General features: G+C 72.6%; 8 protein-coding genes. 3 read left to right on the plus strand and 5 right to left on the minus strand.

Annotated elements, in window-relative coordinates:
- A complete protein-coding gene (locus ACTWJ9_RS05430; RefSeq protein WP_279333034.1) occupies positions 1 to 552 on the minus strand; it encodes a DUF1707 and FHA domain-containing protein in 552 nt (183 codons plus the stop codon).
- Between the two features lie 191 nt (positions 553 to 743).
- Between ACTWJ9_RS05430 and treZ the strand changes: the two genes are divergently transcribed.
- Entirely contained in the window at positions 744 to 2489 is a 1746-nt protein-coding gene (gene treZ, locus ACTWJ9_RS05435) for a malto-oligosyltrehalose trehalohydrolase (protein ID WP_388702084.1), read from the plus strand.
- A 126-nt stretch (positions 2490 to 2615) separates the two neighbouring features.
- Here treZ and ACTWJ9_RS05440 read toward each other — a convergent pair whose 3' ends face one another.
- The 4 genes from ACTWJ9_RS05440 to ACTWJ9_RS05455 all read right to left on the minus strand — a co-directional run bounded on the left by ACTWJ9_RS05440 (position 2616) and on the right by ACTWJ9_RS05455 (position 8139).
- Positions 2616 to 3572: an aminoglycoside phosphotransferase family protein gene (locus ACTWJ9_RS05440; protein ID WP_279333036.1), complete on the minus strand. Its 957-nt coding sequence runs from the start codon at positions 3570 to 3572 to the stop codon at positions 2616 to 2618.
- A gap of 296 nt (positions 3573 to 3868) precedes the next feature.
- Entirely contained in the window at positions 3869 to 6112 is a 2244-nt protein-coding gene (gene cyc2 / locus ACTWJ9_RS05445) for a germacradienol/geosmin synthase Cyc2 (protein WP_388702085.1), read from the minus strand.
- Positions 6113 to 6215: 103 nt separating this feature from the next.
- Entirely contained in the window at positions 6216 to 7403 is a 1188-nt protein-coding gene (locus tag ACTWJ9_RS05450) for a damage-control phosphatase ARMT1 family protein (protein ID WP_443295263.1), read from the minus strand.
- A gap of 88 nt (positions 7404 to 7491) precedes the next feature.
- Entirely contained in the window at positions 7492 to 8139 is a 648-nt protein-coding gene (locus ACTWJ9_RS05455; protein ID WP_279333039.1) for a ScbR family autoregulator-binding transcription factor, read from the minus strand.
- Between the two features lie 563 nt (positions 8140 to 8702).
- On the opposite strand from ACTWJ9_RS05455, the gene ACTWJ9_RS05460 reads away from it, so the two are divergent.
- Together ACTWJ9_RS05460 and ACTWJ9_RS05465 are read left to right on the plus strand one after the other, a co-directional pair.
- A complete protein-coding gene (locus ACTWJ9_RS05460) occupies positions 8703 to 9716 on the plus strand; it encodes a substrate-binding domain-containing protein (RefSeq protein ID WP_279333040.1) in 1014 nt (337 codons plus the stop codon).
- Positions 9717 to 9902: 186 nt separating this feature from the next.
- The gene (locus ACTWJ9_RS05465; protein ID WP_279333041.1) at positions 9903 to 12365 is read left to right on the plus strand and encodes a sensor histidine kinase; all 2463 of its coding nucleotides are present in this window, start codon (positions 9903 to 9905) and stop codon (positions 12363 to 12365) included.
- The last annotated feature ends 19 nt before the right edge of the window (positions 12366 to 12384 follow it).

A 12384-nucleotide genomic window follows, 5' to 3' on the forward strand; every position in this document is an offset into this window, starting at 1 on the left:
TCAGTTCGCCGCGAGCCGGTACGTCATCCGCCCGAAGCCGATCTGGTCGCCCTCGCGGACGACGGCCGCGCCGACGACCCGACGCCCGTTCACCGTCGTGCCGTTGGTCGACCCGAGGTCCCGCAGCACCCACAGACCGCCCTGCCGTCGGAGCTCCGCGTGCACACGGGAGACCGTCTCGTGGTTGAGCCGCAGCCCGTTGGCGGGATCGCGTCCTATGCGCAGCGGGTGGCCGGTCGCCGGATGGGGCAGCAGCAGCTTCGGCAGCCGCTCGGCCCGCCACGCCCCGCGCAGCCGTACCGTGAACCCGGAGACCGCCTCCACGGAGGAGAACAGCACGCGCGAGAAGCGGCCCTCGGTGGGCAGGTCGGCGGTGAGCGGGGCGAGTTCCTCGGGAGACCGGGCGGCGAGGGCCAGTTCCATGCGCCGGATGAACGTGTCGTGGGACAGCCGCCCCACGGCGGCGCCGTCCCGCAGCACCTTCAGCGCCTTGTCCCGTTCCACGTCGGAGATCCGCGCGGGGTACGTGTTGAACTCGAAGGACGACGTCACGCTGCTGATTGTCGGCCAGCACGGGGCGGGCTGTCCAGAAGACCGGAGGAGCACCCTCCCGGCCGTCCCCGCGGTTCCCGCGCCTTCGGCGGCGACACCAGTCGCAAAAGGATCATTCTCCGGCGGATCGGTCTTCCATGCAGCACGATGGACGGGCTACATCACGGTGAGCAGACGAAGGGGAACCGTCCGTGCAGTTCGAGGTGTGGGCACCGCAGGCCGGCAGAGTGACGCTCCAGTGCGACGGCGTCGCGCGCGCGTTGGCGCGCGATCCGGAACGGGAGGGGTGGTGGCGCGGGGAGGCCGACGCGCGTGACGGCTCCCGGTACGGCTTCTCCCTGGACGACGGGCCCGTGCTGCCCGATCCGCGCTCGCGACGGCAGCCGGAGGGGCCCGACGGGCCGAGCGCGGTCGTCGACCACGAGGCGTACGCCTGGCGCGCGGCGTGGGACGGGCGCCCGCTGCCCGGCGCCGTCCTGTACGAGCTGCATGTGGGCACGTACACCCGCGAGGGCACCCTCGACGCCGCCGCCGGGCGGCTGGAGCACCTCGCCGGACTGGGGGTCACCCATGTGCAGCTGATGCCGGTGTGCCCCTTCCCGGGCCGTCACGGCTGGGGGTACGAGGGGGTCTCGCCGTGGGCGGTGCACGAGCCGTACGGCGGGCCCGAGGCGTTGAAGCGGTTCGTCGACCGCGCGCACGGCCTGGGGCTGGGCGTCGTCCTCGACGTGGTGCACAACCATCTGGGGCCGTCGGGGAATCACCTCCCGCGGTTCGGACCGTACTTCACCGACACCCACCACACCCCGTGGGGCGCCGCCGTCAACCTGGACGCGCCCGGCTCCGACGAGGTGCGGACGTACCTCGTGGAGAGCGCGCTGGCGTGGCTGCGGGACTACCGGATCGACGGGCTGCGCCTGGACGCCGTGCACGCGCTGGCGGACACCCGTGCGTACCACTTCCTCGAGGAGCTGTCGGCGGCCGTGGACGTGCTGGCCGCCGACATCGGCCGGCCGCTGTTCCTGATCGCCGAGTCGGACCGGAACGACCCCCGGGACATCACCCCGCGCGCGGCGGGCGGCCACGGGCTGCACGCGCAGTGGAACGACGACTTCCACCACGCCCTGCACACCGCGCTGACCGGTGAGTCGCAGGGCTACTACGCCGACTTCGCGCGCGCCCCGTTCGCGGCTCTCGCCAAGACGCTCCGCGGCGGTTTCTTCCACGACGGTACGTACTCCGCGTTCCGCGGCCGGCGTCACGGCCGGCCCCTGGACCGTACGCGGGTCGCCGGGCACCGGCTGCTCGGCTACAGCCAGACCCACGACCAGGTCGGCAACCGGGCCCGGGGGGACCGGCTGGCCGCGCTGGTCTCCCCGGGTCTGCTGGCCTGCGCGGCGGCCCTGACCCTGACGGCCCCGTTCACACCGATGCTGTTCATGGGCGAGGAGTGGGCGGCCGGTACGCCCTGGCAGTTCTTCACCGACCACACCGACGCCGAGCTCGCCACGGCGGTGCGCGACGGCAGGCGCCGGGAGTTCGCGGCGCACGGCTGGGCCGAGGAGGACGTCCCCGACCCGCAGGACCCCGCCACCCGGGACCGCTCCTGCCTCGACTGGTCGGAACCGGAGCGCGAGCCGCACGCGCGCGTGCTGGCCTGGTACCGGCAGCTCGTCGCCCTGCGGCACGCTCAGCCGGACCTCACCGACCCCGACCTCGCCGACACCAGGGTGGTGTACGACGAGGAGCGGCGCTGGCTGGCCTTCCGGCGCGGGGACGTGCTGGTGGCCGTGAACCTGGGCGGCGAACCGGTCCCGATCGCGCTGGGTGTCCCCCGCGCGCGCGTGCTCGCCGCCTGGGAACCGGTCGACGTACCGGGTGCCGACGGGGTGCTGCGCCTGCCCGGCGAGTCCGCGGTGGTACTGCTGCAGGACTGAGGCCGGGGCGTCGGGGTGTCGGGGCTCCGGGCCGTCGGGCCCCGGCGGCCGGGCGTGTCTCCGGGGCGTGCGTCCGGGGCGTGTCTCCGGGGCACCTCTCTAGGGCATGTCGTCGGTGCCGCAGATCTAGGGCATGTCGTCGGTGCCGCGGAGGTCCGTCACCCGCTCCAGGAGGATCGCCTCCCAGGCCCGGCGCAGCCGGATCCGCAGCAGCGGCAGCGGGTCGGTGCCCCGGCCGCCGAGCGCCTCGGCGAGGCGCAGGACGCTGTCGCAGCGGGCCAGCCAGAGCCCGCGCAGACAGGGGCGGGCGCCGTAGCCGGCGAGGGTGGCGGCGCGTACGGCGGCCGGGGAGCCCACGGCGCACGCCAGACCGGCGATGTCCTCGGCGGGGTCGCCGATCACCGCTTCCGCCCAGCCGAGGACGCCGCGTACCCGGCCTTCGGTGCTGACCACGAGATGCGCGCCGGTGAGGGCGTGGTGGACGAGGACCGCCGAGGCGGGCTGGGCGATGAGCTGGGCGGTGGCGGAGGGGGTGAGCTGCCGCAGCCGGCCGGAGGCGAACTCGTCGGCCTCGGTGAGCCGTTCGGCGGCCTGTCCGGCGGCCCGGCGCAGGGACTCCAGGGAGCGAGGGGGGACCCGCGGCACGCCCAGCGTCTCCGCCTGCCGCACCGGCACCTCGCGCAGCCCGGTGAGCAGCGCGGCCAGGTCGGCCTCGCCCCCGGCGGACACCCGGTGCCTCTCCGCCGACCCGCCGGACAGCCTGGTGTCCAGGGTGTAGACCAGGCCGGGCGCCCACTCGCCGTGCGCCGTGCTCGACGGCACCGCGACCGGGACGTGCGGCCGGACGAGTTCGCGCAGCCGCAGCTCACGGCGCCTGCGGGTGCTCGCCGCCCGGTCGGGGGCCAGCCGCAGCACATGACGGGTGCCGACCCACCAGGTGGCGGGGTCGGCGCCCTCGCCGGCGGGCCGCACGTCCACTCCGTCCGGCCCGGCGGCGGTGTCCGCGCCTCCCCCCTCGTGCTTCAGGAGGGTACGGACCAGTCGGCGGACGGTGTCCGCGGTGGGTGTCGGTGCCTGGGTCATGGTCGCGCCTGGTGTCGTTCGATGGACGGTGCGGGACGTCTGGGGCCACTCAGTCCACTATGACCGCTTTCCGTACACCCTCCACAGGGGCGGCGGAGCCCTCGGCGGTGAGGGGAGCGAGCGTACTGCCGGTCATCCTGGCCTCCCGGGGTGTACCTGTGGGCCGTGCGCGACTGCGTGCGGCTGCATACGGCCACATGTGGCTACGCACGGTCATGGGCAGCATCCTGCCCGGCGGACGGGGGCCGCGCGAGCCGGTCCGCCGCGGCCGGCCGGTCGTGTCGCCCGCTCCCCTCTCAGGAGAGGGAAGGCACGGGCAGCGGGGGTGTGCGGTCCGGCAGGAAGCCGTGGGCCCGGCCCGAGAGCCACTCGTCCTTGTAGCGGTCCACGCTCCGGTGCCAGTTCAGGATGCCCGCCAGCCAGTTCCGCAGGTCCAGCACATAGTCCCGCATGATCGCACGGGCCTCCGCAGTGAGCTCGAAGTCCTCGTACAGCACGGGGAGTTCGTGCTCCACGACATGCTCGAACTGGTCCAGACGGCGGCTCATCAGGTCGTGGACGATGCCGAGGGCCCTCGGGTAGTCGCAGCCGAAGAAGGTCTGCACGACGAGGATCGCGTTGTGGATCTCGCCCTCGTACTCGATCTCCTTCTGGTACGAGAAGACGTCGTTCAGCAGGCAGGCGTAGTCGATGGCCGCGTTCTCCAGGGAGCGGACCGGGCCGCTGCGGTAGACCTCGGGCGGGACTGCGGGGCCGTGGCCCATCCGGCACAGGCCGAGCGTGAGGTCGGAGCCGAAGGTCCGCCGGCGCATCTCCAGGTAGTCGACCGGGTCGGGCACGCGGTGCAGCATCTGGTTGGCCAGTTCCCACAGCCAGCTCTCGGTCATGTCGTTCACGGCCTTCTTCAGGACGGCCCGCTCCCCGGGCGTCATGGCCGCCGTGGTGCGCGCCCACAGGTCGGCCAGGGCCCGCTCCATGGCGTTGGCCGCCGGGGGCACCGGCTCGCCGTCGACCGGCATGCAGTCCGACAGGCGTGCCGTGGTCAGCCGCGCGGCGGCCAGGTCGCGGCGGTGTCCGTAAACCAGCGGGTAGTAGTCGTCGCCGTACGTGCCCCAGGCGAGCCACTGGGCGCTGAGGTCGAGCGCCTCGGCAGTGGCGTCCGGGTCGAGTCCGGCCGAGCACAGCGCGAGGTCGTAGGCGGCGAGTTTGTCCTCGTCCCACACGCCTTCGGCGAGGATGCCCGTCCGCCGGCACCAGTCGGCGAGGGTGCTCCGGGAGGCGGCGAGGTGCGGGCTGAGCTCCAGCGGGAACGGCATCCGCAGGTCGGGGATCAAGGACGGACCGACCTTCTGGTACGGCACATGGGTGTGGGCCCGCAGCCTCGCCGTCCCCGCGGCGGCGAGCAGCCCCCGCACGTCGGCGGCCGAGGTGCCGGGCCCGGTCGGGCCCGCCCACGGGCCGGTCCGCCGCGCGCCCTCGTTCATGTACCGGCTGGAGCGCAGGTGCCATTCGTGACCGCCGGACTGCCAGTCCTGCAGCCCCTTCGCGTACGCCGCCACGGCCGCGGTCTCGTGCGGGGCGAGGCCCTGCTCCAGGGCGACCGCGGGCACTTCGGTGAACGCGGTGTGCTCGAACTGGTGCAGCCGCGAGGTGAGGATGTCGTTGACGGTGTCGGCGGCCTCCTGCGTGGTGCAGCCGAAGAAGGTCTCCAGGACGAGCACGCCGTTGCTGTTCTCCCCCTCGTCCTCGACCTCACGCTGGTAGGAGAACAGGTCGTTGCGCAGGTGCACGGCGTCGGAGAACGTCTCCATCAGCACCCGCAGCGGCCTGGTTCCGGCGACGGCGGTGGGCACTTCGGCCGTCGCGTACTCGACGAGCCCCGCCGACCAGGGGGCACCGCCCACCTTGCGGCGCATCTCGATGTACTCGACGGGGTTGGCGATCCGCCCCTCGTTGATGTTGGACAGCTCCCACAGCGACTCGTTGAGGAGGTGCTCGGTGGCGAGGGCGAACCGGGCGCGCCAGTCCTGGGACATCGCGGGTACCGTGCGCGCCCACAGGTCGGCGAGGCCCGCCTCGACCGGGTTCTGCGGCCGGGGGACCGGGGTCGCGGGGTCCAGCGGCATGAACAGCGGCAGCCGGTCCAGGTGGGCCTTGCCGCCCTCCCGGTCCTGACTGCGTTTGAACAGTTCCAGGAAGTGGTCGTCGAAGAAGAAGACCCACACGTACCAGTCGGTGATGAGGGAGAGGGCGGGCCCGTCGCAGTCGGGATGGGTGTAGGCGCAGAGCAGGCCGTAGTCGTGCGCGTCGAGGTCGGCCTGGTTCCAGACCCCGGATCCCTCCAGCATGCCCATCTCGCACGCCCACACCGACGAGTGGGCGCGGGCCTGGTCGAGATGCGGGTTCAGCCGCGCGGGGTGCGGCAGGTAGAAGTGCGGAAGTTCGAACGGCTGGTTCGCTGGAGCCACCGAGGACACCGAGGACACTGCAGACACCGAGGACACTGCGGACGCTGAAGCTGCTGCGGGCACTGAGGACATGGCCGGGCACTACCCGTGGGCCCGTGGCGGCATCCACCGGCCCGACCATGATCACACCATCGCGTGAAACCTCGCCGATCCGCCGAAAAAGGGTTTCGGCGTGCTATGTCCGCACCTGGATCAGCGCATGGGTACCGCTGGTGCGCCAGCGTTGCTCCTCGGCCGCGACCAGCGCCTCCTCCGTACCGGGTGCCAGGCCGGTGACGACGTCGGACTTCAGGGTGCGCAGGGCGGCGACCGGTCCCGGGAAGTACCCGGTGACCTCCGCGAACGGCGTGGTCGGCGGCCACTGCCGGTCGCCCACCAGCCGACGGTAGTTGAGGTCCCCCTTGACGATGGTGACGGCGGCCCGGGCGAAGTCGGCGCGGAGGTCGTCCGGCATCTCCTCGTAGGGCAGCGGGGAGCAGGAGAAGGGGTGCGCGCGCAGGGCGAGCCGTCCGTCGGCGAGGGCGTCCCGGAGCCGTCGCCCGTGTCCGGCCGCCGCCGCCCCGGCGTCGGTCAGCCGGCGCAGCGCGTCGACGACGTCGGCGGTGGTGGCGTCGGAGACGTAGTACGGGTACGGCTTGATGTGCAGCACCGCCCGGCCGATGTGCCCGTGGGCCAGCAGGTGGTCGATGAGCAGCAGATCGGGGACGAGTTCGCGGCCGGCGTTGTCGGCGACCAGCACCAGGGTGCCCGCCTGGCCCGCGCGGGAGGGGTCCAGCAGCGACCACAGGCGCTCGCTGTCGTCGGCCACCAGCGCGGGAACGGCCGCCGCGAGGTCGGTTCCCTCGGCGGACAGCCGGAAGCCGAGGTCGGCGCGGTTTCCCCAGAGGGAGCCGTGCAGCAGGGCCCGGCCCCGTTCGTCCGCGGGCCGTCCGGCGAGGTCGTCGAGCGCGGCGAGTTCCTCGTCGGTCTCGGGCGAGTCGAGTTCGGCGAGCTTGGAGGGGCGGAAGGGGTCGATGCCCTGCCAGGTGCCGGGGCCGAAGTAACCCACCGCTCCCAGCAGTTGACGGTAGAACCAGCTCTCGGACCACAGCCAGGGCACGTCGTACCAGGACTGTCCGGCGTATGTGTCCATCCCCCAGGCCGTCCAGCGGTCCCGGTCGTGGGCGTCGGCGGGGAGGGCCTCGATCGTGCCTTCGGTGCAGTGGGTCAGCAGTGCGTCGAGCGCGTGTCGCTGCGCGGGCTCGTAGGGGAAGGCGTCGCGCACCTGCCGGATGATCGCGGGGTGCCGCTCGGCGAGCACGCCGTGCGGGAACGAGCCGGGCCGGTTGCCGAGGAGCACGGGGGCGGTGGGGGTGTCGGGCATGCGGCTCACCGTAACGCGCGGCGCCGGCCGGCGTGACCGGCCGCACGGGCGGGAGCGACCGCACCGGCGGCAGGGGCGGCCGGGCGGGTCACACCGGGGCGATCTCCCGCTCCAGCCGTGCGGCCAGGCTGAGATAGCGCGCCCTGCGGGTCACCGGCACCAGGCCCCTGATGAGGATCTGCCACATCTCCGCGGTGCGGCGGGGCTGCCGGGCGACGGGTTCCCGGGACCGGCCCACGACCCGGGTGCCGATGAAGAAGCAGACGAGGGAGTGGGCCACGACCTCGATGTCGACCTCCGGGTGGACGTCGGCCTCCTTGACCGCGCCGAGGAGCCGCGCGGTGACGATGTCCATCCACTCGGCGAAGGGGTGACTGAGCGGAGGGCGCGGCCGGGTGCCCCCGGTGGCGAGCCGGAGCCCCGCCCGCAGCACGGGGTCCTCGGCCGACAGGCGGGCTATGCAGAAGGTGAGACGCATCAGCGCCTCCAGGGAGGTGTGGCCGCGGGTCTCGGTGTCCCTGGCCAGTCGGCGGCAGGTGGCGGACTGGAGCTCCAGGATCGCGTGGGCCAGGTCCTCCTTCGCCGCGAAGTGGAAGTACAGGGCTCCCTTGGTGACGTGGGCGTGCTCGACGATGTCGCTGAGACTCGTCGACTCGTACCCCTGCCGGTCGAACAGATCGGCGGCGGCCGTGATGATCGTCGCGCGGGTCTGCTCGGCGCGTACCTGCCTCGCCATCGACTGAACTCCTGAGCCGGAAAGGAACGGGTCATGCCGTTTGTTTTTACCCCGCGTACACGATAACTCACCCTGCGACGGTGCTCGTTCAGCGGTTCGTCCCGCGGTGCGGTACACATCGGGCAATTCCATCCCGGACGCCGAAAGAAAACAGCACGCCCGGTATCTGAGTGTGGCAGCCGCGTCGGCACAGGAGAACGGCGGGCGGATCCGGACGGAACTCGTCGCACCGTGTCGCCGTTTCCCGCCAACACCCCGGAAACCCTTCGGGGTTGATCCGGATCAAGTCCGTCCGCACCTGCCGGACGGGCCTGTTCGGGTTCCGTACCGGCCGTGCGGTTGGCGGCCGGACGGTGGGCGGCCACCCCTGCCACCTCGGAACTCACCGTTCATCACAATGCGGCAGCGGCGTCTCACTTCACGTGGTCCCTCACTTGACTACCAGTGGTGCGACGCGATTGGCTCCGGCCAGCGAGAGTCACCCGGTCGGCGTAAAACCCCGCGGCTCCGCCCCTGCTTCCGTCTCCTCACTTGCTCGGCCGTACAGCGAGGTCCGCTCCCTCATGAACACTCGTCCCCCGTCCCACGGTTTCCCGAGACGGCCCGTCCGCCCGGCCGTGCTCGCGGCAGCCGTCGGTCTGCTGGTGACCGGCTGCTCCGCCTTCGACGCGGCCGGCGACTCCTCGGACTCCGGGAGCGCGGGTGCGGCCGGTGGCGGGACGAGGGTCGTGATGGTGACGCACGGCGGCGAGGGGGACGCCTTCTGGGACAGGGTGCGCAAGGGCGCCGAGGCCGCCGCGGCGAAGGACGGCATCGACCTCACCTATGTGAGCGACGCGGACCCGGAGGGCCAGGCCGAGCTGGTGCGCGACGCGGTCCGCGACAAGGTGGACGGCATCGCCCTCACCCTGGCCAAACCGCAGGCGATGAAGGGCGCGGTGAAGGAGGCGCGCGAGGCGGGCATCCCCGTGGTCGGGCTCAACTCCGGTATCGGCGCCTGGAAGTCGACGGGGCTGCTGGAGTACTTCGGCCAGGACGACGGCGTCGCGGGCCAGGCCGTCGGCAACAAGCTGAACGAACTGAAGGCCGAGCACGCCCTCTGCGTCATCCACGAGCGGGGCAACGTCGGGCTGGAGGCGCGCTGCGCCGGCATGCGCAAGACGTTCGACGGGGAGACCGAGAACCTCTACGTGGACGGCACCGACGAACGCGCCGTCTCCGGCATCGTCACCGCCCGGCTGCGCCAGGACCCGACCATCGACGAGGTGGTCGCCAACGGCGCGCAGCAGGCCCTCATCGCGGCCGACGCCGCCAAGAAGGCGGACACCGGGGCGCACGTCGCCACCTTCGATCTCAACAAGGACCTGGTGGACGCCGTCCGCCGGGGCGACATCCGGTTCGCCGTCGACCAGCAGCCCTACCTCCAGGGCTATCTCGCCGTGGACGCGCTGTGGTTGTACCGGACCAACGGCAACATCAGCGGCGGCGGGGTGTCTCCCGTGCTCACCGGCCCGGCGTTCGTCACGAAGTCCAACGCCGCCTCGGTCGCCGAGTTCGCCGCCAACGGAACCCGGTGACGGTCGCATCCGGTGAGGACGTACCCAGGAACTCGGTTACGCACGGGCTGTACGGTCACGTGTGCGGACAACCTCCCGCACATCACCCGGGAGTGACCGGACCTGCGTCCGACCCGCCCGTCCACAGCCCGTTCCCGACTGTTCCGCGCCCGCAATCCCCGCTGATCCGACCGCTCTAGGACGACGATGTCTCCACGGACAGGTGCCCGGCGCCGTCTCGGCTCCATACGTCTCTCGCTGGTCCTGCTGGCTCTGGTGCCCAGCGTCACCCTCGCCGCCATGTGGGGTGTGACGACGATCCGGATGTTCTCGGAGGGGCTTCAGCTCCGCGCGCAGACGGAGCTGAGCCGGTCGACCGGTGCGATGGGTACCGAGGCGACCCTCGCGTTGCAGCAGGAGCGGAGACTGTCCGCGGCCTGGCTGGTCTCGCCCAAGACGTCCCGGGCCGCCCTCGAGGCGCAGCGCGAGAAGACGGACGTGGCGGTGGCGAAGCTGGTCGGGCAGGCCGACGCGATCGCCGAGGCGCCGGCCCGTGTGTCGGAGCGGCTGTACTCGGTGCTCGGTTCGGTGGGCAGCCTCGAGTACTACCGGGGCCAGGTGGACAGGCCGAGCGACATCACCGCCGAGCAGGCGCTCGACCAGTACACCTCGATCATCGACGACCAGATCCACGCCTTCCAGGAGCTGTCGCAGGTCGACGACGGCGATCTGACCTCGCAGGCCAGGCCGTTGGTCTCGCTGGAGCACGCGGCGGAACTGGTGTCCCAGGAGGACGCGCGGCTCACCCTGGCCTGGCCGTCCGGGGAACTCGACGAGCCGTCCTGGTCCGCCTTCGCGGGGACGGTCGCCACCCGCCGCTGGCTGGTCAAGGACCAGATCGTGCCGTCCCTGCGCGGCGACACCAAGACGCAGACCGAGAAGATCCTGCACAGCCCTCAGTGGAGCACCCTGCAGGAGATCGAGAACGAGGTCCTCGCCGTCCACCCCACCGCGAAGGGCACGGCCGGCCTGCCGGACGCGCAGAAGCAGTGGGACGCGGCCCTGACCAAGATCACACCGCAGTACGCCACCCTGATCCGGCAGCAGACCGACGCGCTGCTCACCCGCAGCGCCGCCGAGGCCCGCGGTCTGCTGCTGACCGCGGCGGCGCTCAGCGCCGGCGGGCTGCTCGCCCTGCTGCTGTGCGTCGGCATGTCGTGGCGGATCACCCACTCGCTGTCCCGCCGGCTGCACGGCCTGCGGATGGCCACCCTCAGCCTGGCCGAGGAGCGGCTGCCCGACGTGGTGGCCCGGCTGGAGCGGGGCGAGCGGGTCGACGCCGAGTCGGCGACCACTGCGCTGGACTACGGCCACGACGAACTCGGCCAGGTCGCCCAGGCGTTCAACACCGCGCAGCGCACCGCGGTGCACACGGCGGTCGAACTCGCGGACACCCGGCGCGGGTTCCAGAAGATCATCCTGGGCATCGCACGGCAGAGCCAGAACCTCGTCAACCTCCAGCTCAGCAAGCTCGACGCGCTGGAACGCCGGCACACCGATCCCGAGGTCCTCAAGGGACTGTACGAACTGGACTCCACGGCGAGTCAGTTGCGCCGCTACGAGGAGAACCTGGTCATCGTCAGCGGTGAGCGGCCCGGCCGTTCGTGGAGCGAACCGGTCGCGTTGATCGACATCCTGCGCAGCGCCGTCGGTGAGGTCGCCGAGTACCAGCGCGTGGAGGTGCACACCGACGAGGAGGTGGCGCTGGCTCCGCCCGCGGTGGCCGACGTCATCCACCTGCTGGCCGAGCTGATCGACAACGCGACGGCGTACTCGCCCGCCCCGAGTCCCGTCGGGGTGCGTGCCGCGATGGTGGCCAAGGGCCTCGCCGTCGAGGTCGAGGACCGGGGACTCGGCATGTCCGAGGACGACTACGCCTCGATGAACGCCCAGTTGGCCAAGCCCCCGCAGTTCGACGTGGTGGCCCTCGCCGACGACCTGCGGCTCGGCATGTTCGTGATCTCCCAGCTGGCCCACCGGCACGGCATCGCCGTCACCCTGCGCCCGTCGCCGTACGGCGGGACGACGGCGATCGTGCTGCTCCCGCACACCATCGTGGTGTGCGACGCGCCGCACGGGGCCGAGGCCGCCCCCGCCGTCGTGGGGAACGGACACCGCACGGCGGCCGGCCCGGACCGGGCGGCCACCACCGGCACCACGGACACGGCGGACTCCACGGACGCCACGGACGCTCCGGAGCCCGAGAACACTGCGGACGCCCGGCCCCCCGCGACCGATGCCGCCGAAGCGGCCGACACGGCCGAGACGAGCGAGACAGTCGCGGCCACCGCCGCGCCCGGGCCCGGAAAACTCACCCCGCTCCCCCGCCGGGTGCCGCAGACCAGCCTGGCCGCCGAACTGCGGGAGGAGGTGGCGGCGCCCATCGCCGAGCACGACTCCGGGGACTTCACGGCGGAACACGCGGCCGCCTCCCTCGGCGGTTTCCAGCGCGGCACGTCCCGGGCACGTGCGAACGGCGGCGACCCCCGGGCCGGCGCCCCCCGTACCGACGACGCCGCCGTGCCGCCGTCCGCCGCCACCGACACGGCGGCCTCCTCCGGGGCCCCCGCCGGCTCCCGAGAGCTCCCGAATCCGCCCTCCGACCGCTGAACGTCGACGAAGGAACACA

It is taken from the genome of Streptomyces sp. GDS52 (assembly GCF_052246875.1).
Lineage (GTDB): Bacteria > Actinomycetota > Actinomycetes > Streptomycetales > Streptomycetaceae > Streptomyces > Streptomyces cathayae.